The sequence below is a fragment of the Isoptericola dokdonensis DS-3 genome (assembly GCF_001636295.1).
In the GTDB taxonomy this organism is placed as follows: Bacteria; Actinomycetota; Actinomycetes; order Actinomycetales; family Cellulomonadaceae; genus Isoptericola; species Isoptericola dokdonensis.
In genome coordinates, this window is record NZ_CP014209.1 from 737,642 (window position 1) to 762,169 (window position 24,528).

Sequence of the window (24,528 nt, forward strand, 5' to 3'; positions counted from 1 at the left end):
GGTCCACGACGTCGGCGGACGGGCGGAGGCCGTCGCGTGCGTCTTCCCATCCGGACTTTGACCGTCGGTCCAGGAGTTCCACCTGGTCAACCGGTCACCGTGAGGTGACCGGGTCGCGGACTTTCACCGCCGGTTCGGAATTTCACCGACCCCAGAGCACGCGAGCATCTGCTCGTTCGCGTCGAGACTACACCTCGGCGCGCACCGCGGGAGGAGACGGGTGTCACGCCCGGTCCGGGCACGGCAGGGGCTCAGCGGCGGCGCTTCTCCCGGACGCGCACGCTGATCTGCAGCGGCGAGCCCTCGAAGCCGAACTCCTCGCGCAGGCGGCGCTCGATGAAGCGCCGGTAGCCCGCCTCGAGGAAGCCCGTCGCGAAGAGGACGAACCGCGGCGGACGCGTGGCCGCCTGCGTGGCGAACAGGATGCGGGGCTGCTTGCCGCCGCGCACCGGGTGCGGGTGGGCCGCGACCAGCTCGCCGAGGAACCCGTTGAGGCGGCCGGTGGGGATGCGGGTGTCCCACGACTCCAGCGACGTCTGCAGGGCACGCACCAGCTTGTCGGTGTGCCAGCCGGTGCGGGCCGAGACGTTGACGCGCGGTGCCCACGTGATCTGCACGAGGTCACGCTCGATCTCCCGCTCCAGGTACGGGCGACGGTCGTCGTCCATGAGGTCCCACTTGTTGTAGGCCAGCACCAGCGCCCGACCGGCGTCGACGACCTGCGAGATGACGCGGGTGTCCTGCTCGGTGAGCGGCACGGACGCGTCGACCAGGACGACGGCGACCTCCGCCTTCTCGATCGCGGCCTGCGTGCGCAGCGAGGCGTAGAAGTCCGCGCCGGACGTCTGGTGGACCCGTCGGCGGATGCCCGCGGTGTCCACGAACCAGTACGGGATGCCCTTGATCTGGACCAGCTCGTCCACGGGGTCGCGGGTGGTGCCCGCGATCTCGTCGACCACGACGCGCTCCGACCCGGCGATCTTGTTGAGCAGCGACGACTTGCCGACGTTGGGACGCCCGACCAGCGCCACGCGCCGCGGACCGTCGGGACGCACCTCGCCGAACGCGGAGTGCTCCGGCAGGACGTCGAGGACGGCGTCGAGCATGTCGCCCAGGCCGCGGCCGTGCAGCGCGGACACCGCCCGCGGCTCCCCGAGGCCGAGGGCCCACAGGTAGGAAGCGTCCGCCTCGCCCGCGGGACCGTCGACCTTGTTGGCGCACAGCACCACCGGCTTGCCGGCGCGGCGCAGCAGCTCCACGACACGCTCGTCGCTCGCCGTCGCGCCGACCTGCGCGTCCACGACGAACACCACGGCGTCGGCGAGCGCGATCGCGACCTCGGCCTGCTCGGCCACCTTCGACTCGATGCCCGCGACGTCGACCTCCCAGCCGCCGGTGTCGACGAGCGTGAAGTCGCGGCCCGCCCACTCGGCCGGGTAGCTGACGCGGTCGCGCGTCACGCCCGGGGTGTCCTCGACGACGGCCTCGCGGCGGCCGAGGATGCGGTTGACGAGCGTCGACTTGCCGACGTTCGGGCGGCCGACGACGGCCAGCACGGGAAGCGCCTGGGGCGCGGGCTCGGCGTCGAGGTCGTCCCAGTCGGCGTCCAGCAGGGCACGGTCGGCCTCGTCGAGCTCGAAGTCCTCCAGGCCGGCGCGCAGCGCCCGCTCGCGGGCCTCGTCGTCGGCGTACGACACGGTGACGTCGTCGTCCAGGGCGTCGGCAGGCGTGAGGTCGGGGCCGTCGGCGGGGGTGGTCATGGTGACCATTGTCCCAGGTGCGCGACCGAGGGCACGCCATGGCCCGGCCGGGCGTGACGAGAGTCGCGTCACGCCCGGCCGTCCGGAGCACGCCCGCGGCGTGCAGGTGTCAGGCGGTGACGTGCGCGACGACCGCGAGGACGGCCTCGACCGTCTGGTCGAGGTCCAGGTCGCTGGAGTCGACCGTGGCGACACCGTCGGCCGCCACGAGGAACTGGCTCACCGTGGCGTCGTCGCGGTCCCGGCGCAGCACCTGGTCCTTCGTGGCCTCGACGGCGTCGGCGTCGGCGGCGCCGTGCACCTCCAGCGAACGGCGGCGCAGGCGCGCCTCCTCGCTGGCGGTGAGCAGCACGCGGGCGTCGGCGTCGGGGGCGACGACGGTGGTGATGTCGCGGCCCTCGGCGACCACGCCGCGCCCGCCGGAGAACCCGCCGGTGGCCTCCGCCTCGATGACGGCCCGCTGCCGGCGGCGCAGCTCGGCGCGCACGTCGAGGTTGGTCGCGACCTGCGACACGACCGAGGACACCTCGGTGGTGCGGATCGCCTCGGCGACGTCGTCGCCGTCCAGGCAGACCGTCGGCGCGGCAGGGTCGACACCCATCTCCAGCGGCATCGCGACGACCGCCGTGGCGACCGCGCCCGCGTCGTCCAGCGCCACGCCGGAACGCACGCACCACAGCGTGGCGGCCCGGTACATGGCCCCGGTGTCGAGGTAGGCCAGGCCCAGCCGGGTCGCGACGGCCCGGGAGACGCTGGACTTGCCGGACCCGGAGGGGCCGTCGACGGCGATGGTGACCACAGGTGCTCGCATTCTGCTCGGTGCCCCGGGACGCTCCGGGGCGGGACTTCGGTGGTGGCGGGACGGTGCGGGGTCAGAGGTCGACGGCGCGCATCAGCGTGCCGAGCTCCGTGCGGCCGAGGACGCGGGTGCGCCCGGACTTGAGGTCGCCCAGGGCGATCGGGCCGATCCGGGTGCGCACCAGGCGGGTGACCGGGTAGCCGACCTCCTCGAGCATGCGGCGCACGACGCGGTTGCGGCCCGAGTGCAGCACGACCTCCAGCATGGTGCGCCCCGGCACCGCGTCGACGACGCGCACCGAGTCCATGCGGGCGACGCCGTCCTCGAGCTCGACGCCGTCGGTGAGCTGCTTGCCGACGCGCGGGTAGAACTCCGGGCCCTCGATCTGCACGCGGTACGTCTTGGCGATCTCGTAGCGCGGGTGGGCCAGGCGGTTGCCGAGCTCGCCGTCGTTGGTGAGCAGCAGCAGGCCCTCGGAGTCGGCGTCGAGCCGGCCGACGTGGAACAGCCGCTCGGAGCGGTCGGCGACCAGGTCGGTCAGCGTGGGGCGACCGTCGGGGTCCGACATGGTCGAGACCATGCCGATGGGCTTGTTCACGGCCAGGGTGATCTTGGTCGGGTCGAGCTGGACCCGCATGCCGTCGACGCGCACCACGGCCTTCGTGGGGTCGACGCGCACGCCCAGCTCGGTGACGATCTGGCCGTCCACCTCCACGCGGGCGGCCGCGATGAGCTCCTCGCAGGCGCGCCGCGACCCGAGGCCCGCCTGGGCGAGCACCTTCTGCAACCGGATCCCGTCGGGGTCGTGGACGTCGATCTGCGGGGTGGCGGGGGGCTGCTGGCGCTGGGGGCGGCGGCTCCCGCCGCGGCGTGACGTGGGCATGGGGACCATTGTCGCAGGCGCGGCCGTCGCCCACCGCACCACGGCGGGCGGGCCGCCGTGATCCGCGCCTCACGTCAGTCGACGGCGAGCCCGTCCAGCTCGCCGACCGCCTCCACGCCGGGCAGGTGCGGGGCGAGGGCGGGCAGCTCGTCGAGCGACGTCCAGCCCATGCGGTCGAGGAACTCGCCGGTCGTGCCGAACAGGGACGCACCGGACGTCGGGTCCTGCCCCGTCTCGGCCACCAGCCCGCGGGCCAGCAGCGTGCGCACGACGCCGTCGACGTTGACGCCGCGCACCGCGGACACCTGGCCGCGGGTGACGGGCTGGCGGTACGCGATGACCGCCAGGGTCTCCAGGGCCGCCTGGCTCAACCGCGACGACTGGCCCTCCAGCACGAACCGCCCGACGACGTCCGCGAGCGCCGGGCGGGAGTAGAAGCGCCAGCCCTCGGCGCCCTCGCGCAGCTCGAAACCGCGGGGCCGGGCGCCCTCGTCGCCGCGGTACTCGGCGGCGAGCGCGGCGAGGACGTCCGCGACGACGGGGGCGGGCCGCTGCACGGCGGCGGCGAGCCGGGGCAGCGCCACGGGAGCCTCGGCGACCATGAGGATCGCCTCCAGGGCGGCCGCCAGGCCGCCGGGCAGGTCGTCGACGTCGACGTCGGGCACCTCGGCGGCGGACCGGGCGGACCGGGCCGACGCGGCGGTCGAGTCGTCCTCGGGCGCCACGGACTCCCGGACCTCCGGTGCGGACTGCCGGCTCATGCGACTCCCTCCACGGCGCCCTCGAACTCCTCGAAGGCCTCGAGCTCGACGGACCGTCCGCCGTCGGACGCCTCGTCACCGGCGTCGCCGGTCCAGCGCACGGTGAGCTCACCGAGCGGGACGACCTGGTCGAACGCGACCTGCCCGGCGCGGAACAGCTCCAGCAGCGCCAGGAAGCGGGCCACGACCACGAGGCGCTCGGCTCCCGCGGTGAGGGACCGGAACGTGGCGATCTGGTCGCGGCGCAGGTGCGCCACGACGACCTCGGCCTGCTCGCGCACGCTGACCGCCGGGGCGTGCAGGTGGGCGAGACCGACGACGGGCGGCGGCTTGGGTTCCAGGGCCCGGGCGGCGAGCGCGGCGAGGCGTGCGCCGTCGAGGGTCCAGACCAGGTCGGGCAGCATCGCGGCGAGGTGGGGCTCCAGGGGCACGCCGCGCGGGACGCGCCGCCCCTCGGTGGCGAGCCGCTCGGCCAGCACCGCCGAGACCTCCTTGTACGCGCGGTACTGCAGCAGCCGGGCGAACAGCAGGTCGCGGGCCTCGAGCAGCTCGAGGTCCTCGGCGTCCTCCTCCACGAGGCCGGGCAGCAGCCGGGCGGCCTTGAGGTCGAGCAGGGTCGCGGCGACCACGAGGAACTCGCTGGCGGTGCCCAGGTCCCACGACGGGTGCTCCTCGCCGCGGTCCGCCGCCGCGGCGGCGGCCTGCTCCGACGCGCGGATGTGGGCGACGAAGTCGTCCGTCACCTCCGCCAGCGCCAGCTCGGTGACGTCGAGGCGTCGTGCCGTGATGAGCGACAGGAGCAGGTCGAAGGGGCCGTCGAAGTTGTCCAGGTGGACCTGGAAGGCACCCGCCCGGGCCGCGGTGTCAGGCGATGCTGCCACGGCCCACGAGCTCACGGGCCAGGTGCCGGTAGGCGGCCGCGCCGGCGTGCGTGGGCGCGTACGCGGTGATCGGCTCCGCGGCGACGGACGCGTCGGGGAACTTCACGGTCCGCCCGATGACGGTGTGCAGCAGCCGGTCGCCGAAAGCCTCGTGCACACGGGCCACCACCTCGCGCGAGTGCAGGGTGCGCGAGTCGTACATGGTGGGCAGGATGCCGTCGACCTCGAGGTCGGGGTTGAGCCGGTCGCGCACCTTGTCGATCGTCTCCACCAGCAGCGCCACGCCGCGCAGCGCGAAGAACTCGCACTCCAGCGGGATGAGCACGCCGTGGGCGGCGGTCAGCGCGTTGACGGTGAGCAGGCCGAGCGAGGGCTGGCAGTCGACGAGGATGACGTCGTAGTCGTCGAGCGCGGGACGCAGGGCACGGGACAGCACCGACTCGCGGGCCACCTCCCCCACCAGCTGGACCTCCGCCGCGGACAGGTCGATGTTGGCGGGCACGACGTCGAGGCCCTCGATCGCCGTGGTGCGCACGACGTCGCCGATGTCCACGCCGCGGTCCATGACGAGGTTGTAGACGCTGAGGTCGAGCTCGTGCGGGCTGACACCGACGCCCACGGACGCGGCGCCCTGCGGGTCGAAGTCGACGAGCAGCACCCGGCGGCCGTACTCCGCGAGCGCGGCGCCCAGGTTGATGGTGGTGGTGGTCTTGCCGACCCCGCCCTTCTGGTTGCACATCGCCACGATCCGCGCGGGCCCGTGGCTGCTGCGCGCCGGGGGCACCGGGTAGTGCGGCAGCGTGCGTCCCACGACATCCGTCGCGGGCCCGTCCGCCGTGGCCTCGCGCCCGGGGATCCCGGGCAGCGTGTCGGCAGTCGCCGGTTGCGTCATCTTCTCGCTCCCCCCGGATCGTCGCTCACGTCCGTCACGCTAACACCGGGCCCGGGTGCCGGTGCCGTGCTCGCCCGGCGCGGCGTGGCTTCGCCGCGAGGCGGGCGCGGGCCCCCGCCGACGGTCACGGCGCGCCGTCACAGCGCACGCGGGTGCGCGGCGGCGTAGACCTCGCGCAGCGCGTCGGGCGTGACCATCGTGTAGATCTGCGTGGTCGTCACCGAGGCGTGGCCGAGGAGCTCCTGCACGACGCGCACGTCGGCGCCGCCGGACAGCAGGTGGGTGGCGAACGAGTGCCGCAGCGTGTGCGGGGAGACGTGCTCGGCGAGCCCGGCCCGTTCCGCGCTGCGCTGCAGCACCGCCCACGCGCTCTGCCGGGACAGCCGCGCACCCCGGGAGTTGAGGAACAGCGCGGGGGTGCTGCGGCCGGCGCCGTCGGCGACCAGCACGGGCCGGGCGCGCACGCGGTACGCGTCGACGGCGTCGCGGGCGTACGAGCCGACCGGCACGATGCGCTCCTTGCTGCCTTTGCCGAGCAGCCGCACGACGGCGTCCTCGTGGGTGACGTCGTCGACGTCGAGGCCGACGACCTCGCTGATGCGTCCCCCCGTGGAGTACAGGAGCTCGAGCAGGGCACGGTCGCGCAGCGCCGCCGGCGTGTCGCCCGCCGAGGCCGCCTCGAGCAGCCGGGCCACGGCGTCCACGCTCAGCGCGTGCGGCAGCCGCCGGTGCTGGCTGGGCGCCGTCACCCGCGCGGACGGGTCGTCGACGGCGAGGCCTTCCGCCTGGGCGAAGCGGTGCAGCCCCCGCACGGCCGCGAGCGCCCGCGCGGCCGACGCCGCCGAGAGCGCCCGCCCCCCGTCGGACCCCTCGCGCAGGGCGGTGACGTACTCGCCGACGTCGGCGGGGCCGACCGCCCCGAGGTCGGTGCGGCCGAGGGTGGTGAGGTACGCGGTGTACCGGGCGAGGTCGCGCCGGTACGCGGTGGTCGTGTTGGCCGAGAGCCCTCGCTCGACGCGCAGGTGGGCGAGGTAGTCGCCCAGCGCGGAGTCCAGCGCGGACGCGTTCTCGGTGGTGGCGCTCACGCGCCCATCATGCCCCGGCGGGCGGTGCCCGCCGGCCGGGTCCGGCGGCGCGGCGCGGCGGACGCCCGGGTGGCGCCGGTCAGAACGGGAGGAAGACGTCGACGGCGACGGCGACGAACAGCAGCGTCAGGTAGGTGATGGAGGCGTGGAACACCTTCATCGCACCCGGGCCCTTGGTGGTGCGGCCCTGCGCCTTGCGCAGCATCGAGACGGTGAGCCAGAGGAACCAGCCACCCAGTCCGGCGGCGGCGGCGGTGTAGGCCCACGACATGTCGGCGAGCGGCACCAGTGCGAGCGAGCAGGCCACCATCGCGATGGTGTGACCCAGCATCTCGGCGGCCACGCGCCGGTCGGAGGCGACCACGGGGAGCATCGGCACCCCGGCGGCGGCGTAGTCCTTCTTGAACTTCACCGACAGCGGCCAGTAGTGCGGCGGCGTCCAGAAGAAGATGACGCCGAACAGCGCGACCGCGGCCCAGTCGAGGGAACCGGTGACCGCCGCCCACCCGATGAACACGGGCATGCAGCCCGCGATGCCGCCCCACACGATGTTCTGCGGCGTGCGCCGCTTGAGGATCATCGTGTAGCCGACGACGTAGATCGCGATGGCGCCGAACGTCAGCCAGGCCGCCGCCGGGTTGACCAGCCACGCGAACCACACGAGCGAGACGGCCCCGAGCGCCGTGGCGAAGATCAGCGCGTCGCGCGGCCGGATCTCCCCGGTGACGAGCGGGCGCCGCTTGGTGCGGTTCATCACCGAGTCGATGTCGCGGTCGAGGTAGCAGTTGAACGCGTTGGCCGAGCCCGCGGCGAGCGCGCCGCCGATCAGCGTCTTCACGACGAGCCAGAGGTCGGGCAGCCCGTTCTCCGCGAGGATCATCGTGGGCACCGTGGTGACCAGGAGCAGCTCGATGATGCGGGGCTTGGTCAGGGCCACGTAGGCGCCCACGCGGTCGCGCCACCCGGCCCGGTTCGAGCCGTCGGTGCGGTGCACGGCGGCGCGGGTCGTCGCCGACGGGGTGGACGTCGTGCTGCGGGGTGTGCTCACGCGCGTGCTGGCTTCCGATCGCGGGGACGGACTGGGGCGGGACCATGCTACGACGTCGCCGCACCTCCCACCCGCCGCGACCGGGTCCGGGACCTGTGAGAAAGGCCCGGCGGCGTCCGGTGGCGACGCTCACATCGTGGGACGTTCTGCGATGGTGAACGCGCCGTCGGACGCTCCCCGCTACTGTGGAGGAGCACACCGCAGGGCACTGGTGCCGTCGAGCGCGCCGTCCTGTGCGTTGCGCCCGGCCCCGGGTCCTCGCCGCCGGGCAGGACCGCCACGCCCGGCACCGGCACAGCAAGCATCCCGGGGCGACGCCTCGGGCCAGGAAAGAGGCATTCGTGAACGCGTTCGACCCCGCACTGACGCCCCTCGAGTGGAACGACCTCGACACGCGCGCGGTCAGCTCCATCAAGGCGCTGGCCGCCGACGCCGTGGAGAAGGTCGGCAACGGCCACCCCGGTACCGCCATCTCGCTCGCCCCCGCGGCGTACCTGCTGTTCCAGAAGACGATGCGGCACGACCCGGCGGACCCGCACTGGGTCGGGCGCGACCGCTTCGTGCTGTCCGCCGGCCACTCGTCCCTCACCCTGTACCTGCAGCTGTTCCTCGCGGGCTACGGCATGGAGATGGACGACATCGCCGCGCTGCGCACCTGGGGCTCGCAGACCCCCGGTCACCCCGAGTTCCGGCACACCCGGGGCGTCGAGATCACGACCGGCCCGCTCGGCCAGGGTCTCGCCAGCGCCGTCGGCATGGCCTTCGCTGCGCGCCGCGAGCGGGGTCTGCTCGACCCCGACGCCGCGCCCGGCACCTCGCCGTTCGACCACCACGTGTACGTCATCGCCTCCGACGGCGACCTGCAGGAGGGCGTCACGTCCGAGGCGTCGTCGCTCGCGGGTCACCAGCAGCTCGGGAACCTCGTCGTGATCTGGGACGACAACAAGATCTCGATCGAGGACGACACCGACATCGCCTTCACCGAGGACGTCCTGGCCCGCTACGCGGCCTACGGCTGGCACACCCAGCGCGTCGACTGGACCGGCGGCGGCACCGGCTACGCCGAGGACGTCGAGGGCCTGGCCGCCGCGCTGGACGCGGCCCGTGCCGAGACCGGCAAGCCGTCGATCATCGCCCTGCGGACCATCATCGGCTGGCCGTCGCCCACCAAGCAGAACACCGGCGGCATCCACGGCTCCGCCATGGGTGCGGACGAGGTCGCCGGCCTCAAGACGGCCCTCGGGCTCGACCCGGAGGCGACCTTCGCGATCGACGACGAGGTCCTGGCCCACACCCGCGCCGTCGCGCAGCACCAGTCCGCGCAGCGCGAGGCCTGGGACACCGCCTTCGCGGCGTGGAAGACCGCCTCCCCCGCGGGCGCCGCCCTGCTGGAGCGCCTGACGGCCCGCGAGCTGCCCGAGGGCTGGGCCGACTCCCTGCCCGCGTTCGAGGCCTCGGCCAAGGGTGTCGCCACCCGCGCGGCGTCCGGCAAGGTGCTGTCCGCCCTCGCCGACGTCCTGCCCGAGCTGTGGGGCGGGTCCGCCGACCTCGCCGGCTCGAACAACACCACGATGGACGGCGCCGAGTCGTTCGTCCCGGTCGAGCACGCCACGAAGAAGTTCCCGGGCAACCCGTTCGGCCGCACCCTGCACTTCGGGATCCGCGAGCACGCGATGGGCTCGATCCTCAACGGCATCGTCCTGCACGGGCTGACCCGCCCCTACGGCGGCACGTTCCTGCAGTTCTCCGACTACATGCGCGCGTCGGTGCGTCTCGCCGCGCTCATGGAGATCCCCTCGACGTTCGTGTGGACCCACGACTCGATCGGCCTCGGCGAGGACGGCCCCACCCACCAGCCGGTGGAGCACCTCGCCGCGCTGCGCGCCATCCCCGGCCTCGACGTCGTGCGCCCCGCGGACGCCAACGAGACCGCCTGGGCCTGGCGCGGGATCCTCGAGAACACGTCGAACCCGGCCGGCATCATCCTCACGCGCCAGAACGTCCCGACGTTCCCGCGCGGGACCGACGGCTTCGCCGGCGCCGAGGGCACCCTCCGCGGCGGCTACACCCTCCTGGACACGGACGGCACCCCCGACGTCGTCCTCGTCGGCACCGGCTCCGAGGTGCAGCTCGCCGTCGAGGCGCGCGACCTGCTCGCCGCCGAGGGCGTCGCGGCGCGCGTCGTGTCGCTGCCGAGCCGGGAGTGGTTCGACAAGCAGGACGCCGCCTACCGCGAGTCCGTGCTGCCGCCGTCGGTCAAGGCCCGCGTCTCGGTCGAGGCGGGCATCGCCCAGGGCTGGCGGGACATCGTCGGCGACGCCGGGCGCACCGTGTCGCTCGAGCACTACGGCGCCTCGGCCGACTACCAGACGCTGTACCGCGAGTTCGGCATCACCGCCGAGGCCGTCGCGGCCGCCGCGCGGGAGTCGATCGCCGCCGCCCGCGGCGGCGACACCCCGGGCGGTCCCGCCGCCCCGACCGAGGGTGGCGCAGGCGACCTCGCCTGACCAGCCGTAGATTCCGAGGTGGGGCCCACGTCCCGGCGCCCCACCTCGGGATCTCCCTCGCCGACCCCGTGTCGGTGCACGCCGGGACCCCAGGTACGACGAGAGGACTTCTGATGACGCAGGCCACCGTCCCCGGACCCATCGACGACCTCACCCGCGCGGGTGTCTCGGTGTGGCTCGACGACCTCTCCCGTGAACGCCTCCGCAGCGGCAACCTCGCCGAGCTCGTCGCGACCCGCGGCGTCGTGGGCGTCACGACCAACCCCACCATCTTCGCGGGCGCGCTGTCCGGCGGTGACGCGTACGACGCCGCCCTGGCGGAGCTGACCGGCACCGACGTCGAGGCCGCCGTCGAGCGCATCACCACCGACGACGTCCGCCAGGCCGCGGACGTCCTGCGCCCCGTGTACGACGCCACCGGCACCGTCGACGGCCGGGTCTCCATCGAGGTCGACCCCCGCCTCGCCCGCGACACCGCCGCGACCGTGGCGACCGCCGAGCGCCTGTGGGCCACCGTCGACCGGCCGAACGTCATGATCAAGATCCCCGCGACCGTGGAGGGGCTGCCGGCCATCACCGCCGCGCTCGCCCAGGGGATCAGCGTCAACGTGACCCTCATCTTCTCGATCGAGCGCTACCGCGCCGTCATGGACGCGTTCGTGACGGGCCTGGAGCAGGCCCGCGCGGCCGGGCACGACCTCGCCCCGATCGGCTCGGTCGCCTCGTTCTTCGTCTCCCGGGTGGACGCCGCGGTCGACGCGGCCCTCACCGACGTAGGCACGCCGGAGGCCCTCGCGCTGCGCGGCCGCGCCGCGATCGCCAACGCCCGTCTCGCCCACGCCGCCTACGCGGAGGTCTTCGCCTCCGACCGGTGGCAGGCGCTGGCCGCCGCGGGCGCGCACCCGCAGCGCCCGCTCTGGGCGTCGACCGGGGTGAAGAACCCCGACTACCCCGACACCCTGTACGTGACCGAGCTGGTCGCCCCGGGCGTGGTCAACACCATGCCGCAGGGGACGCTCGACGCCGTGGCGGACCACGGCGAGATCACCGGCGACACCGTGACCGGCCGCGGCGAGGAGGCCGCCGCGACCCTCGCCGCGGTCGAGGCGCAGGGGGTCTCGCTGGACGAGGTCACCGCGCAGCTCGAGGCCGAGGGCGTCACCAAGTTCGAGGTCAGCTGGGACGAGCTCCTCACGACGACCAAGACCGGCCTGGACGCCGCCGGCGCCTGACGTCCACCCACGTACGAGACACGAGAGACGGGGCACCCGTGAGACCGGCCAAGATCACCGCCGAGCACAACCCGCTGCGCGACCCGCTCGACCTGCGCCTCCCGAGGATCGCCGGCCCCTGCGGCCTCGTGATTTTCGGGGTCACCGGCGACCTGTCGCGCAAGAAGCTGATGCCCGCGGTCTACGACCTCGCCAACCGGGGGCTCCTGCCCCCGGGTTTCGCGCTCACCGGCTTCGCCCGTCGCGACTGGGCCGACGAGGACTTCGCGCAGGTCGTCCACGACGCCGTCAAGCAGCACGCGCGCACGCCGTTCCGCGAGGAGACCTGGCAGCAGCTCGCCGAGGGCATCCGGTTCGTGCAGGGCAGCTTCGACGACCCCGAGGCGTTCGAGGAGCTGCGCCGCACGGTGGAGACCCTGGACGCCGAGCGCGGCACCGGCGGCAACCACGCCTTCTACCTGTCGGTGCCGCCCAGCGCGTTCCCCCTGGTGTGCGAGCAGCTCTCGGCCTCGGGGCTGTCGCGGTCGGAGCCGGACGCCTGGCGCCGTGTCGTCATCGAGAAGCCCTTCGGGCACGACCTCGAGTCCGCCCAGGAGCTCGACAGCGTCGTGAGCCAGGTCTTCGAGCCGGAGTCGGTGTTCCGCATCGACCACTACCTGGGCAAGGAGACCGTCCAGAACATCCTGGCGCTGCGGTTCGCGAACCAGATGTTCGAGCCGCTGTGGAACAGCGGCTACGTCGACCACGTGCAGATCACGATGGCCGAGGACATCGGCATCGGCGGCCGCGCCAGCTACTACGACGGCGTCGGCGCCGCGCGCGACGTCATCCAGAACCACCTGCTCCAGCTCCTCGCGCTCGTCGCGATGGAGGAGCCGGTGAACTTCGACGCCGCCGCGCTGCGCGCCGAGAAGATCAAGGTGCTGTCCTCCGTCCGGCTCCCCCGCGACCTGTCCCGGCACACCGCACGCGGCCAGTACGCGGCGGCGTGGCAGGGCGGCGAGCAGGTCGTCGGGTTCCTCGAGGAGGAGGGCTTCAACCCCGACTCCACGACCGAGACGTACGCCGCCGTGCGACTGGACATCGACAACCGCCGCTGGGCGGGCGTCCCGTTCTACCTGCGCAGCGGCAAGCGGCTGGGCCGGCGCGTCACCGAGGTCGCGGTCGTCTTCAAGAAGGCGCCGCACCTGCCCTTCGAGACCTCCCTCACCTCCGACCTGGGCAGCAACGCCCTGGTCATCCGGGTGCAGCCCGACGAGGGCGTCACCCTGCGCTTCGGCGCGAAGGTGCCGGGCACCGCGATGGAGGTCCGCGACGTCACGATGGACTTCGGCTACGGCCACTCCTTCACGGAGTCGTCCCCGGAGGCCTACGAGCGGCTCATCCTCGACGTGCTCCTCGGCGACCCGCCGCTGTTCCCCACGCGCGAGGAGGTCGAGCTGTCCTGGAAGATCCTCGACCCGGTGATCGACCACTGGGCCGGCAAGGGCCGCCCCGAGCCGTACCCGTCGGGCTCGTGGGGTCCGCCGTCCGCCGACGCCATGATGGCCCGCGACGGCCGCACCTGGCGCCGACCCTGACCCGCCGGCACGAAGGAGCACTCCCATGATCATCGACATGCCGGACACCACCGCCAACAAGGTGAGCAAGCGGCTGGACCAGCTCCGCGACGAGGGCGGCGCCGTCGCCCTCGGGCGCGTCCTCACCCTCGTCGTGGTCGCGGCCGAGGCGGACGTCGAGTCCGCCGTCGACGCCGCCAACGAGGCGAGCCACGAGCACCCGTGCCGGGTCGTCGTGGTGGCGCCGTTGGACGAGGTCAGCAGCACCGGCCGGGTGGACGCCCAGATCCGCGTGGGCGGCGACGCCGGCGCGTCCGAGGTCGTCGTGCTGCGCTGCACCGACCCGCTGCGCGACCACCCCGACACCCTCGTCATGCCGTTGCTGCTGCCCGACGCCCCCATCGTGGTCTGGTGGCCGGCGGACGGCCCCGTCGCCCCGGCGTCCGACCCGCTGGGCGCGATGGCGCAACGCCGCATCACCGACTCCACGACGTCCGACGAGCCCGTGGCGATGCTCGCCCGCCTCGCGGAGTCGTTCACCGAGGGCGACACCGACCTCGCCTGGGCACGCGTGACCCTGTGGCGCGGCCTCATCGCGGCAGCCCTCGACCAGCCGCCGTACGAGGCGGTGACGGCCGTGCGGGTGGAGGGTCAGGCGGGCCACACGTCCCTCGACCTGCTCGCGGCGTGGTTGGGCGTCAAGCTCAAGTGCCCGGCCACGGTCGTGCGCACCGGCGGCGAGGACGCCATCACCCGCGTCGTGCTGGAGCGCAAGGAGGGGCCGATCGTCCTCGACCGCCCCGACGGCCGCGTCGTCACCATCAGCCAGCCCGGCAAGCCGGAGCGGCACATGGCGCTCCCGATCCGCGCGCTGTCCGAGGCCCTCATCGAGGAGCTCCGCCGGCTCGACCCGGACGAGATCTACGGCCAGGTGCTCCGCCGCGGCCTCGGCCGCGTCGAGACCGTCGAGGCGGGAGCATGAGCACCCGGCTCGTCGTGGTCCACCCCGACGCCGGCGTCCTGGCCGCCGCGACCGCCGCACGCCTCCTGACCCGCGTCCTGGACGCGCAGTCGGTGCACTCCCCCGTCCACGTGGTGCTCACGGGCGGGACGGTGGGGATCCGCACGCTCGCCGAGGTGGCCGCCAGCCCGCTGCGGACCGCGGTCGACTGGTCCGGCGTCCACCTGTGGTGGGGCGACGAACGGTTCCTGCCCGCCGGGGACCCCGACCGCAACGAGACGCAGGCCCGCGAGGCCCTGCTCGACCTGCTCGTCGCGGAGCACGGGCTGCCGGCGGCGAACGTGCACGCGGTGCCCGGGCCCGGCGAGGGCCCCGCGGACGTCACGACCCCGGAGGAGTCGGCGGCCGCGTACGCGCGCACCCTCGCCGCGCACGCCGTCCCCGGCGAGCCCGTGCCCGCGTTCGACGTGCTGATGCTCGGCATGGGCCCGGACGGGCACGTCGCGTCCCTGTTCCCGCACCACGCGGGCCTGGAGGCGCCCGGCAGCACGGCGGGGGTCCACGGCTCCCCCAAGCCGCCGTCCGAGCGGGTCACCCTGACGTTCGCGGCGATCGGTGCCGCCCAGGAGGTCTGGATCGTGGCCGCCGGGGCCGAGAAGGCCGCACAGGCCGCCGCGGCGCTCTCCGGAGGGCCCGTCACCCAGGTGCCCGCGGTGCGGGCGGTGGGCCACCGGCGCACCCTCTGGCTGCTCGACGCCGCCGCGGCGTCCGAGCACCGCTGACGGCGCGCGCGAGCACACGCGAACGACGAAGGAGGGGCGGGCCCGCACGGGCCCGCCCCTCCTTGTCTCCGGTCACGCGCGGCTGGTCGCGAACCCCCGGCGACGCGCCCGCAACGTGGCGAGCGCCTCCTCCAGGAGAGCCGCACCGTCCTCCTCCGAGCGCCGCTCCTTCACGTACGCCAGGTGCGTCTTGTACGGCTCGTTGCGGATCGGCGCCGGCGGGTTCGCGCGGTCCTGACCGGCGGGGAACCCGCAGCGCGGGCAGTCCCACACCTCCGGCGGCTCGACCTCGTCGAGCAGCGCGAAGCTCGGTCGGATCTCGTGCCCGTTGAGGCACCAGTACGAGACCGTCCGACGGGGGGCCGCCTCACCGCGCTCCTGCTCCCCCAGGGGCCCCGCCCCGACGCGGGAGCCACGGATGGCATGTCCGGCTGATACCACGTGTCGTCCTCACCTTCGATCTAGTGGGAGTGCTCCCACGGACGAACCTCGGCCCGGACCGACGGCCGGGCGCGGATCCGGATGGTGCCGTCAGCCCACCTTGGTGGCGAGACCCAGCAGGACGATGACCACCGTCCAGACCAGGGCGATGCCGATCGTGATCCTGTTGAGGTTCCGCTCGGCGACGCCCGAGCTGCCCGCCGCGCTGGAGATCCCCCCGCCGAACATGTCGGACAGGCCCCCGCCCTTGCCCTTGTGCATGAGGATGAGCAGGATGAGGAACGCGCTGGTGAGGACCAGCAGAACCTTCAGGAGGATGATCAACGCGGCGAACATGTGTCCTCGACTCTCGGTCGCCTTACGGCGGGCTGTCGGCGCCGGGGTTGCCCGGCGGGGTCAAGACTAGGTGAAGAGGACCCCCTGTGGCGAACCCCTCATCCCGGGACGAGAGGGCCACCGCAGGGGGCCGGTGAGGAGCAGCGCTCCCCGGGGGGCTACGTCAGGCGACGTGCGACTGGAAGCGCGCGATCTTCGCGAACTCCTCGGGGTCGAGGCTCGCCCCGCCGACGAGCGCGCCGTCGACGTCCGCCTCGGCCATGATCTGCGCGACGTTGCCGGACTTCACCGAACCGCCGTAGAGCACGCGCACGCCGGCGGCGAGCTCGGCGTCGTACAGCTCGGCGAGCCGGGCGCGGATCGCGCCGCAGACCTCCTGCGCGTCCTGCGGGGTCGCGACCTCGCCGGTGCCGATGGCCCAGACGGGCTCGTAGGCGATGACGACGTCCTTCGCCTGCTCGGCGGGCACGCCCTCGAGCGCCGCGTCCACCTGGGCCAGCGAGTAGGCGACCTGGTCGCCGGCCCTGCGGACGTCGAGGCCCTCGCCGACGCAGAGGATCGGGACGAGCCCCTTGCCGAAGGCCGCCTTGACCTTGGCGTTGACCAGCGCGTCGTCCTCGTGGTGGTACTCGCGGCGCTCGGAGTGGCCGACGGCCACGTAGGTGCAACCCAGGCGCTTGAGCATGGCACCCGACACCTCGCCGGTGTACGCGCCCGACTCGTGCTGCGAGATGTCCTGGGCGCCGTAGCGGACGCCCAGCTTGTCGGCGTCGACCAGGGTCTGCACCGAGCGCAGGTCGGTGAACGGCGCGAGCACCGCCACCTCCACCGCGGAGTAGTCGTGGGAGGCGTCCTTGAGCGTCCACGCCAGCTTCTGGACCGCGGCGATCGCCTCGGCGTGGTCCAGGTTCATCTTCCAGTTGCCCGCCATGAGCGGCGTGCGGTTCGTGGCCACGGGTGTGCCCTTCAGTTCGTGATCGGTAGGTCGTGCGCGGTGCGCGGGGATGCTCAGGCCAGGACGGTGAGGCCGGGGAGCTCCTTGCCCTCCAGCAGCTCCAGGCTCGCGCCGCCCCCGGTCGAGATGTGGCTGAAGCCGGCCTCGTCGAAGCCGAGCCGGCGCACGGCGGCCGCGGAGTCGCCGCCACCGACGATGGAGAAGCCGCCCGCCGCGGTCGCGTCGATGATGCCCTGCGCCACGGCGCGCGTACCGCCGGCGAAGGCGTCGAACTCGAAGACGCCCATCGGGCCGTTCCAGGCGATGGTGCGGGCGTCAGCCAGCTTCGCCGCGAAGAGCGCGCCGGAGTCGGGGCCGATGTCGAGGCCCATCTTGCCGTCCGGGATCGCGTCCGCGGCGACGGTGGTGTGCGGGGCGTCCGCGGCGAACGAGTCCGCCGCGACGATGTCCGTCGGGAGCACGATCTCGACGCCGCCGGCCTCCGCCTGCGCGAGGTAGCCGCGCACGGTGTCGATCTGGTCCTCCTCGAGCAGCGAGGAGCCGACCGAGTGGCCCTGGGCGGCGAGGAAGGTGAACACCATGCCGCCGCCGATGAGCAGGCGGTCCGCCTTGGTCAGCAGGTTCGCGATGACGCCCAGCTTGTCGGAGACCTTCGAGCCGCCGAGCACGACCGCGTAGGGACGCTCGGGGTCGGTCGTGGCGCGCGAGAGCGACTCGACCTCCTGGAGCACGAGGTCGCCCGCCGCGGACGGGAGCACCTTGGCGACGTCGTAGACCGACGCCTGCTTGCGGTGCACCACGCCGAAGCCGTCGGAGACGAAGGCGTCGGCGAGCCGGGCGAGCTCGCCGGCGAGCTCCTCGCGCTCGGCGTCGACCTTCGAGGTCTCGCGGGCGTCGAAGCGCACGTTCTCCAGCAGCGCGACCTGGCCGTCGGCCAGCGCCTCGACGGTGGACCGGGCGGACTCGCCGACGAGGTCGGAGGCCAGCGCGACGTCCTGGCCGAGCAGCTCGCCGAGGCGCGCGGCGACCGGCGCGAGCGAGTACTGCGGGTCCGGCGAGCCCTTGGGGCGGCCCAGGTGGGCGGTGACGACGACGCGGGCGCCGGCGTCGACCAGGCGGGTGAGCGTCGGGAGCGCGGCGCGGATCCGGCCGTCGTCGGTGATGGTGGTGCCGTCCAGCGGCACGTTGAAGTCGGAGCGGACGAGGACGCGCTTGCCGCGCAGGTCCCCGAGAGAGTCGATCGTCTTCATGAGCTCACCTCGTGCTGGTCGTTCGGGTGTGTCGGGAAGGTGGTGGCACGACGACGTCCGCGGGGCGCGGGGCCCGCTCGTCGCGGGGACGGGCGGGGCCGCGCACCCGCGGACGTCGTGGTCACGCTGGGGCGGTGCGGATCGTCAGAGCTTCTCGCCGACGAAGACCGTCAGCGCGACGAGCGAGTTGGAGTAGCCCCACTCGTTGTCGTACCAGGAGACGACCTTGACCTGGTTGCCGATCACCTTGGTGAGCTTGGCGTCGAAGATGCTCTGGTGCGGGTTGGTGACGATGTCCGTCGAGACGATGTCGTCCTCGACGTACTCCAGCACACCCTTGAGCGGGCCCTCGGCGGCGGCCTTGACCGCGGCGTTGACCTCCTCGACCGTCACGTCCTTCGGCGCCTCGAAGGTGAGGTCCGTGGCCGAGCCGGTGATGACGGGCACGCGCATCGCGAAACCGTCGAGCTTGCCCTTGAGCTCCGGGAGCACGAGCGAGACGGCCTTGGCCGCACCGGTCGAGGTCGGCACGATGTTCTGCGCCGCGGCACGCGCACGACGCAGGTCGCCGTGCGGGCCGTCCTGGAGGTTCTGGTCACCGGTGTACGCGTGGATGGTGGTCATCAGACCACGCTCGATGCCGATCGCGTCGTTGAGCGCCTTCGCCAGCGGGGCGAGGCAGTTCGTCGTGCAGGACGCGTTCGAGATGATGTGGTGCGCGGCCGGGTCGTACTGGTCGTTGTTCACGCCCATGACGAACGTCGCGTCCTCGTTCTTCGCCGGGGCGGAGATGATGACCTTCTTGGCACCGGCGGTGATGTGCGCCTTGGCCTTGGTGGCGTCCGTGAAGAAGCCCGTCGACTCGATGACGATGTCGGCACCCAGCTCACCCCAGGGGAGGTTGGCCGGGTCGCGCTCGGCGAGCGCACGGATCTTGTAGCCGTCGACGATGATGTTGTCCTCGTCGAACTCCACGGTCTTGCCGAACCGGCCCAGCACGGTGTCGTACTTGAGCAGGTGCGCGAGCGTCTTGTTGTCCGTCAGGTCGTTGACGCCCACGACCTCGATGTCCGCACCGGACTCGACCAGAGCCCGGTAGAAGTTACGTCCGATGCGGCCGAAGCCGTTGATACCGACGCGAATGGTCACGATAGCCCTCCTCAGGGCGCGCCGGATCTGGCCCGGCGCACACGGTAGATGCCAATCTCATGCGCGCACACGGCGCGCTGATGCTCGCGGTGTCCCCTGGTAGCCCGTGACGATGCCTTCCGGGACCTCACGTCCAGGGGTCACCGTCGTCACCTGACGCCCCCGAGCCTATACCCTCCCGTTGCCGGTCGCAGACCTCGGCCCTCGGTGAGACAGGTGGGCCGCCCACCGCGTCACAGGTCCAGCAGGTCCGGGCTCAGGCCGGCCTCGGTGTCCGGGACGCCGAGATCCATGGCCCGCTTGTCCGCGGTCGACAGCAGGCGGCGGATCCGGCCCGCCACCGCGTCCTTGGACAGCGGCGGGTCGGCGAGCTGCCCCAGCTCCTCCAGGGAGGCCTGCTTGTGCGCCAGCCGCAGCTCGCCCGCCTGGCGCAGGTGGTCCGGCACCTCGTCGCCGAGGATCTCGAACGCGCGCTCGACCCGCGCGCCGGCGGCCACCGCGGCGCGCGCCGAGCGGCGCAGGTTCGCGTCGTCGAAGTTGGCGAGCCGGTTCGCGGTGCCGCGCACCTCGCGGCGGGCACGCCGCTCCTCCCAGGCCTCGCGCGTAGTCACCGCACCGACCCGCTTGAGGAGCGCGCTGATGGCGTCACCGTCCCGCACGACCACCCGGTCCACCCCGCGCACCTCGCGGGACTTCGCCTGCACGCCGAGCCGACGCGCCGCGCCGACCAGCGCGAGCGCCGCCTCCGGACCGGGGCACGTGACCTCCAGCGCCATCGAGCGGCCCGGCTCCGTGAGCGACCCGTGGGCGAGGAACGCGCCCCGCCACACCGCCTCCGCCTCGTCGACGCCGCCCGAGACGACCTCGGGGGCCAGCCCGCGGACCGGACGGCCCCGGGAGTCGAGCAGGCCCGTCTGCCGGGCCAGCGACTCGCCCTCGCGCACCACGCGCACCACGTAGCGGTCGTTCTTGCGCAGGCCGCCGGCCCGCACGACGATCAGCTCGCTGGCGTGCCCGTAGAGGTCCGAGATGGCGCGGCGCAGCCGCGCCGCCGCCGCCTCCGAGTCCAGCTCCGCCTCGATCACGACCCGCCCCGAGATGATGTGCAACCCGCCCGAGAACCGGAGCATCGCCGACACCTCGGCCTTGCGGCACGACGTCCGGGTCACCGTGTAGCGCGCGAGCTCGTCCTTCACCTCTGCCGTGAGAGCCATGCGGTCATCCTGCCACGCGCGCGGGCGTCCGACCGTCCTCAGCAGGGCACGTCGGACGTGCCCTCGAACACGTCCCGGAACGCCGCTGCCAGCAGCAACGGGTCGTGCCGGGCCGAGCCGTCCCGCTGGCGGACCGGGCGCAGGACCAGCCGAGCGCCGAGCGCCGCCGCGGCCTCCGCGAGCGCCGCGGGGTCGTCCACCCCCGACGGGTCCGCCAGGACGACGTCGATCCGCAGACCCGGTGCGTGCTTGCGGAGGGCCTCCAGGTGCTCGGCGTGCGTCAGCCCGTGCGTCTCGCCGCGCTCCGCGCTGAGGTTGAGGGTCACGCAGCGCCGGGCCGTCGTCGCCTCCAGCGCGGCGGCCAGCCCCGGCACGAGCAGGTGCACGAGCACCGAGGAGTACCAGGAGCCGGGACCCATGACCACCCAGTCGGCGTCCAGGACCGCGCGCACCGCCTCCGGGCACGCCGGCGGGTCGGCGGGCACGAGCCGCAGCTGCTCGATCCGACCGTCGGTGACCGCCACCCGGCTCTGGCCCACGACGGTCGAGCGCCCGCCGTCGTCGTGCGCCACGTCGGCCTCCACCACGAGCGGGACGGATGCCATCGGCAGCACCCGGCCGCGCGCACCCAGCAGCCGGCCGACCCAGTCCAGCCCCTGCACGGTGTCCCCGAGCCGCTCCCACAGGGCGACGATGAGCAGGTTGCCCACCGCGTGCCCGTCCAGGTCGCCGCCGGAGGTGAACCGGTGCTGGAGCAGCTCGCTCCACGTGCGGCCCCACTCGGAGTCGTCGCACAGCGCGGCGAGTGCCATCCGCAGGTCCCCCGGCGGAAGCACGTCGAGCTCGTCGCGCAACCGTCCCGACGACCCTCCGTCGTCGGCGACCGTCACCACCGCCGCGATGCGGTCCGACAGCAGGCGCAGGGCGCTCAGGGACGCGGACAGCCCGTGACCGCCGCCCAGGGCCACGACGGAGGGGTCGGAGCCCCGCGGTGCGCCGGACCGCGCGCCCGCGCCGTCGTGCGTGCTCAGGGTCATTCCTTCCCGAGGTCGCGGGCGGTCACCGTGACCTGCTGCCCAGCGACCCGCAGCCGCTCGGCGATCTCGCCCGCGATCGCCACCGACCGGTGCTTGCCGCCGGTGCAGCCGACGGCGATCGTGACGTACCGCTTCTCCTCGGCGAGGTAGCCCGCCAGGACGGGCTCCAGCGCGGCCACGTAGCGGTCGACGAACTCGAGCGCGCCGGGTCGTTCCAGCACGTACTGCCGGACGGCCTCGTCGCGGCCCGTCAGGTGGCGCAGCTCGGTGATCCAGTACGGGTTGGCGAGGAACCGGACGTCGACGACGTGGTCCGCGTCGAGCGGTATCCCGTACTTGAAGCCGAAGGCGAGCACGTTGACGCGCAGGGCGTCGTGGGCGGCGCTCCCCACGATCGCGTCGCGGACCTCCTTGGCGAGGTCGTGGACGCTCAGCACGGACGTGTCGATGACGACGTCCGCCCGCTCGGCGAGCGACGCCAGCACGCGCCGCTCGGTGCCGATGCCGTCGAGGATCCGGCCGTCGCCCTGCAGGGGGTGCGGGCGCCGGACGCTCTCGAACCGCCGCACGAGCACCTCGTCGCTCGCGTCGAGGAACAGGATGCGGTAGCTCGCGCCGCCCGCCTGCAGGTGGTCGAGCGCCTGGGAGAGCTCGGAGAAGTACTCCCGCCCGCGGACGTCCACCACGACGGCGAGGCGCTCCACCGACGAGCCGGCCCGCGTCATGAGGTCCACCAGGGGCACGATCATCAGCGGCGGCAGGTTGTCCACGACGAACCAGTCGAGGTCCTCCAGGACGCCGGCGGCGCGGGACCGGCCGGCGCCCGACATCCCGGTGATGATGAGGACCTCGGGGTCGGAGCGGTCGGGCGCGGGCGTGGCCGCCTCGATCGCGGGGATGCCGGCGGGGACGGTGATGGGCGACGGTTCGCTCATGGACCCAGCATGCCAAACGCGGCCCGGTCGCTCATGACGCCGCACCGGCGGCGAGCGCCTCCACGACCGCCTGGGCGGTGTGGGGTCCGACACCCTTGACCTGGGCGATCTCCTCGACGGTGGCCGACCGGAGCCGCTTGACGGACCCGAACTCGGCGAGCAGCGCCTGCTGCCGCGCCGGCCCCAGGCCGGGCACCCCGTCCAGGACGGACGCGGTCATCCCCTTGCTGCGGCGGCGTCGGTGCTGCGCGATCGCGAACCGGTGCGCCTCGTCACGGACCCGCTGGAGCAGGTACAGCCCCTGGGAGGCCCGCTGCAGGATCACCGGATGGTCGTCCCCGGGGACCCACACCTCTTCCAGCCGCTTCGCGAGGCCGCACAGCGCCACGTCCGTCACGCCCAGCTCGGCCAGGGCGCGTGCCGCGGCGGCCACCTGCGGCGGCCCGCCGTCGACGACGACCAGGTTCGGCGGGTACGCGAACCGCCGCCGGGCGGGCTCGGCCGCGTCGGGGCCGTCGTCCGCGGGCACGCCGTCGCCCGGCACCTCGCCGGCCGGCACCTCGCCGGACATCGCGGGGTGGGCGTGCTGGTCGGCGAGGTAGCGCCGGAACCGACGCGTGATCACCTCGTGCATCGCCGCGGTGTCGTCCGCCGCGCCGTCGCCGTCCGGACCGCGCACGGAGAACGTGCGGTACTCCCCCTTGCGGGGCAGCCCGTCCTCGAACACCACCATGGACGCGGACTGGTAGCTCCCCTGGGTGTGGGAGACGTCGTAGCACTCGATCCGCAGCGGCGCCTCGTCGAGCCCGAGGGCGTCCTGGATCTCCGCGAGCGCCTGGCTGCGGGTCGTGAGGTCGCCGGCCCGCCGTGTGCGGTGCAGCGCGAGCGCCTGCTCCGCGTTCTTGCGCACCGTCTCCGCGAGCTCGCGCTTGTCGCCCCGCTGCGGGACCCGCACGTCCACCTGGGAGCCGCGCAGGCCGCGCAGCCACGCGGTGACCTCCGTCAGGTCCGGCGGCAGGACGGGCACGAGCACCTCCCGGGGCACGGCGTCGCGTGCCGCGGCGCGCGCCTGCGCGGACGGGACGTCCGGGTCGACCGCGTCCTCGACCGCGCCGTACACCTGCTGCAGCAGGTGCTCCACGAGCTCGGCGTCCGTGACGTCCTCGACCTTCTCCACCACCCAGCCCCGCTGGCCGCGGATGCGGCCGCCGCGCACGTGGAAGACCTGGACCGCCGCCTCGAGGTCGTCGCCGACGAGCGCGAACACGTCCGCGTCGGTGTCGTCCGACAGCACGACCGCGTTCTTCTCCGTCACCCGTCGCAGCGCCGCCAGGTCGTCGCGCAGCCGCGCCGCCTGCTCGTACTCCATCGCGGCGGCCGCCTCGGCCATCTGCCGCTCCAGGCGACGCACGAACCGGCCGGTGTCCCCCGCCATGAAGTCGCACAGGTCCGACGCGAGCGCCTGGTGGTCCTCCGGGCTGATGCGCCCCACGCAGGGTGCCGCGCACTTGTCGATGTAGCCGAGCAGGCAAGGCCGCCCGGACTGCTGGGCCCGGCGGTACACCCCGGAGGAGCAGGTGCGCACCGGGAACACGCGCAGCAGCAGGTCGAGGGTCTCGCGGATCGCCCAGGCGTGCCCGTAGGGACCGAAGTAGCGGGTGCCGCGACGCTTGGTGCCCCGCATCACCTGGGCGCGCGGGATCTCGTCACCCATCGTCACCGCGAGGTACGGGTACGACTTGTCGTCGCGGTACTTCACGTTGAACCGCGGGTCGTACTCCTTGATCCAGGAGTACTCCAGCGCGAGCGCCTCGACCTCCGTGCCGACCACCGTCCACTCCACGGACGAGGCCGTGGTGACCATCTGCTGGGTGCGGTGATGGAGGTTCGCGACGTCCTGGAAGTAGCTGGACAGCCGCTGGCGCAGGTTCTTCGCCTTGCCGACGTAGACGACCCGGCCGTGCGGGTCGCGGAACCGGTAGACGCCCGGCGAGGTGGGGATCTCGCCCGGTCGGGGGCGGTACGTCGCGGGGTCGGCCATGGCCACAGACTAGGTCAGAC

At 73.7% G+C, this 24,528-nt stretch carries 22 protein-coding genes and 1 riboswitch; of the genes, 5 read left to right on the forward strand and 17 right to left on the reverse strand.

Features of this window, described 5'->3' with window-relative positions:
• Nucleotides 1-32 precede the first annotated feature (32 nt).
• Nucleotides 33-164: riboswitch (FMN riboswitch) on the reverse strand.
• Nucleotides 165-251: 87 nt separating this feature from the next.
• The 8 genes from der to I598_RS03600 all read right to left on the reverse strand — a co-directional run bounded on the left by der (nucleotide 252) and on the right by I598_RS03600 (nucleotide 8,109).
• Nucleotides 252-1,760, reverse strand: coding sequence for a ribosome biogenesis GTPase Der (gene der, locus I598_RS03565; RefSeq protein ID WP_083972836.1), 1,509 nt, complete (start codon nucleotides 1,758-1,760; stop codon nucleotides 252-254).
• A 109-nt stretch (nucleotides 1,761-1,869) separates the two neighbouring features.
• Nucleotides 1,870-2,571, reverse strand: coding sequence for a (d)CMP kinase (gene cmk / locus I598_RS03570; protein WP_068201325.1), 702 nt, complete (start codon nucleotides 2,569-2,571; stop codon nucleotides 1,870-1,872).
• Nucleotides 2,572-2,632: 61 nt separating this feature from the next.
• The gene (locus I598_RS03575) at nucleotides 2,633-3,442 is read right to left on the reverse strand and encodes a pseudouridine synthase (RefSeq protein ID WP_068201329.1); all 810 of its coding nucleotides are present in this window, start codon (nucleotides 3,440-3,442) and stop codon (nucleotides 2,633-2,635) included.
• 74 nt (nucleotides 3,443-3,516) lie between these two features.
• Nucleotides 3,517-4,203: an SMC-Scp complex subunit ScpB gene (scpB, locus tag I598_RS03580; protein ID WP_083972837.1), complete on the reverse strand. Its 687-nt coding sequence runs from the start codon at nucleotides 4,201-4,203 to the stop codon at nucleotides 3,517-3,519.
• Nucleotides 4,200-5,084 (reverse strand): segregation and condensation protein A, encoded by an 885-nt coding sequence (locus tag I598_RS03585; RefSeq protein WP_068201330.1) that lies wholly within the window; start codon nucleotides 5,082-5,084, stop codon nucleotides 4,200-4,202. The genes scpB and I598_RS03585 overlap by 4 nt, the downstream gene beginning before the upstream one ends.
• Nucleotides 5,068-5,976, reverse strand: coding sequence for a ParA family protein (locus I598_RS03590; RefSeq protein WP_068201332.1), 909 nt, complete (start codon nucleotides 5,974-5,976; stop codon nucleotides 5,068-5,070). The genes I598_RS03585 and I598_RS03590 overlap by 17 nt, the downstream gene beginning before the upstream one ends.
• A gap of 137 nt (nucleotides 5,977-6,113) precedes the next feature.
• Entirely contained in the window at nucleotides 6,114-7,061 is a 948-nt protein-coding gene (gene xerD, locus I598_RS03595; protein WP_068201335.1) for a site-specific tyrosine recombinase XerD, read from the reverse strand.
• A 79-nt stretch (nucleotides 7,062-7,140) separates the two neighbouring features.
• Entirely contained in the window at nucleotides 7,141-8,109 is a 969-nt protein-coding gene (locus I598_RS03600) for a heme o synthase (protein WP_083972839.1), read from the reverse strand.
• Between the two features lie 341 nt (nucleotides 8,110-8,450).
• On the opposite strand from I598_RS03600, the gene tkt reads away from it, so the two are divergent.
• From tkt to pgl, 5 genes are all read left to right on the forward strand, one after another.
• Nucleotides 8,451-10,616, forward strand: a complete 2,166-nt coding sequence (gene tkt / locus I598_RS03605) for a transketolase (protein WP_068201340.1) — start codon at nucleotides 8,451-8,453, stop codon at nucleotides 10,614-10,616.
• A 113-nt stretch (nucleotides 10,617-10,729) separates the two neighbouring features.
• Complete coding sequence (tal, locus tag I598_RS03610; protein ID WP_068201342.1) at nucleotides 10,730-11,848, forward strand: transaldolase; 1,119 nt, start codon at nucleotides 10,730-10,732, stop codon at nucleotides 11,846-11,848.
• Between the two features lie 38 nt (nucleotides 11,849-11,886).
• Entirely contained in the window at nucleotides 11,887-13,428 is a 1,542-nt protein-coding gene (zwf, locus tag I598_RS03615) for a glucose-6-phosphate dehydrogenase (RefSeq protein WP_068201344.1), read from the forward strand.
• Nucleotides 13,429-13,453: 25 nt separating this feature from the next.
• On the forward strand, nucleotides 13,454-14,389 hold the full coding sequence (opcA, locus tag I598_RS03620) for a glucose-6-phosphate dehydrogenase assembly protein OpcA (RefSeq protein WP_068201345.1): 936 nt from the start codon (nucleotides 13,454-13,456) through the stop codon (nucleotides 14,387-14,389).
• Complete coding sequence (pgl, locus tag I598_RS03625) at nucleotides 14,386-15,150, forward strand: 6-phosphogluconolactonase (protein ID WP_068201347.1); 765 nt, start codon at nucleotides 14,386-14,388, stop codon at nucleotides 15,148-15,150. Before opcA ends, pgl begins: the two co-directional genes overlap by 4 nt.
• A 72-nt stretch (nucleotides 15,151-15,222) precedes the next feature.
• Here pgl and I598_RS03630 read toward each other — a convergent pair whose 3' ends face one another.
• The 9 genes from I598_RS03630 to uvrC all read right to left on the reverse strand — a co-directional run bounded on the left by I598_RS03630 (nucleotide 15,223) and on the right by uvrC (nucleotide 24,508).
• Nucleotides 15,223-15,591: an RNA polymerase-binding protein RbpA gene (locus I598_RS03630; protein WP_068201349.1), complete on the reverse strand. Its 369-nt coding sequence runs from the start codon at nucleotides 15,589-15,591 to the stop codon at nucleotides 15,223-15,225.
• A 90-nt stretch (nucleotides 15,592-15,681) separates the two neighbouring features.
• Nucleotides 15,682-15,927, reverse strand: a complete 246-nt coding sequence (secG, locus tag I598_RS03635) for a preprotein translocase subunit SecG (RefSeq protein ID WP_068201351.1) — start codon at nucleotides 15,925-15,927, stop codon at nucleotides 15,682-15,684.
• Nucleotides 15,928-16,090: 163 nt separating this feature from the next.
• Complete coding sequence (gene tpiA, locus I598_RS03640) at nucleotides 16,091-16,858, reverse strand: triose-phosphate isomerase (protein WP_068204870.1); 768 nt, start codon at nucleotides 16,856-16,858, stop codon at nucleotides 16,091-16,093.
• 77 nt (nucleotides 16,859-16,935) lie between these two features.
• Nucleotides 16,936-18,132, reverse strand: coding sequence for a phosphoglycerate kinase (locus tag I598_RS03645; RefSeq protein WP_068201353.1), 1,197 nt, complete (start codon nucleotides 18,130-18,132; stop codon nucleotides 16,936-16,938).
• Nucleotides 18,133-18,276: 144 nt separating this feature from the next.
• Nucleotides 18,277-19,281 (reverse strand): type I glyceraldehyde-3-phosphate dehydrogenase, encoded by a 1,005-nt coding sequence (gap, locus tag I598_RS03650; RefSeq protein WP_068201355.1) that lies wholly within the window; start codon nucleotides 19,279-19,281, stop codon nucleotides 18,277-18,279.
• Between the two features lie 233 nt (nucleotides 19,282-19,514).
• Entirely contained in the window at nucleotides 19,515-20,495 is a 981-nt protein-coding gene (gene whiA / locus I598_RS03655; protein ID WP_068201357.1) for a DNA-binding protein WhiA, read from the reverse strand.
• Between the two features lie 38 nt (nucleotides 20,496-20,533).
• A complete protein-coding gene (locus I598_RS03660) occupies nucleotides 20,534-21,532 on the reverse strand; it encodes a gluconeogenesis factor YvcK family protein (RefSeq protein ID WP_068201358.1) in 999 nt (332 codons plus the stop codon).
• On the reverse strand, nucleotides 21,529-22,467 hold the full coding sequence (gene rapZ, locus I598_RS03665) for an RNase adapter RapZ (RefSeq protein ID WP_068201361.1): 939 nt from the start codon (nucleotides 22,465-22,467) through the stop codon (nucleotides 21,529-21,531). Before rapZ ends, I598_RS03660 begins: the two co-directional genes overlap by 4 nt.
• A gap of 31 nt (nucleotides 22,468-22,498) precedes the next feature.
• On the reverse strand, nucleotides 22,499-24,508 hold the full coding sequence (uvrC, locus tag I598_RS03670; RefSeq protein WP_068201362.1) for an excinuclease ABC subunit UvrC: 2,010 nt from the start codon (nucleotides 24,506-24,508) through the stop codon (nucleotides 22,499-22,501).
• Between the last annotated feature and the right edge of the window lie 20 nt (nucleotides 24,509-24,528).

Excerpts from the sequence above, each read along its gene's own strand:
- der (WP_083972836.1), bottom strand. The coding sequence starts at position 1,760 with ATGACCACCCCCGCCGACGGCCCCGACCTCACGCCTGCCGACGCCCTG.
- cmk (WP_068201325.1), bottom strand. The coding sequence starts at position 2,571 with ATGCGAGCACCTGTGGTCACCATCGCCGTCGACGGCCCCTCCGGGTCC.
- I598_RS03575 (WP_068201329.1), bottom strand. The coding sequence starts at position 3,442 with ATGCCCACGTCACGCCGCGGCGGGAGCCGCCGCCCCCAGCGCCAGCAG.
- scpB (WP_083972837.1), bottom strand. The coding sequence starts at position 4,203 with ATGAGCCGGCAGTCCGCACCGGAGGTCCGGGAGTCCGTGGCGCCCGAG.
- I598_RS03590 (WP_068201332.1), bottom strand. The coding sequence starts at position 5,976 with ATGACGCAACCGGCGACTGCCGACACGCTGCCCGGGATCCCCGGGCGC.
- tal (WP_068201342.1), top strand. The coding sequence starts at position 10,730 with ATGACGCAGGCCACCGTCCCCGGACCCATCGACGACCTCACCCGCGCG.
- opcA (WP_068201345.1), top strand. The coding sequence starts at position 13,454 with ATGATCATCGACATGCCGGACACCACCGCCAACAAGGTGAGCAAGCGG.
- pgl (WP_068201347.1), top strand. The coding sequence starts at position 14,386 with ATGAGCACCCGGCTCGTCGTGGTCCACCCCGACGCCGGCGTCCTGGCC.
- secG (WP_068201351.1), bottom strand. The coding sequence starts at position 15,927 with ATGTTCGCCGCGTTGATCATCCTCCTGAAGGTTCTGCTGGTCCTCACC.
- tpiA (WP_068204870.1), bottom strand. The coding sequence starts at position 16,858 with ATGGCGGGCAACTGGAAGATGAACCTGGACCACGCCGAGGCGATCGCC.
- I598_RS03645 (WP_068201353.1), bottom strand. The coding sequence starts at position 18,132 with ATGAAGACGATCGACTCTCTCGGGGACCTGCGCGGCAAGCGCGTCCTC.
- whiA (WP_068201357.1), bottom strand. The coding sequence starts at position 20,495 with ATGGCTCTCACGGCAGAGGTGAAGGACGAGCTCGCGCGCTACACGGTG.
- I598_RS03660 (WP_068201358.1), bottom strand. The coding sequence starts at position 21,532 with ATGACCCTGAGCACGCACGACGGCGCGGGCGCGCGGTCCGGCGCACCG.
- rapZ (WP_068201361.1), bottom strand. The coding sequence starts at position 22,467 with ATGAGCGAACCGTCGCCCATCACCGTCCCCGCCGGCATCCCCGCGATC.
- uvrC (WP_068201362.1), bottom strand. The coding sequence starts at position 24,508 with ATGGCCGACCCCGCGACGTACCGCCCCCGACCGGGCGAGATCCCCACC.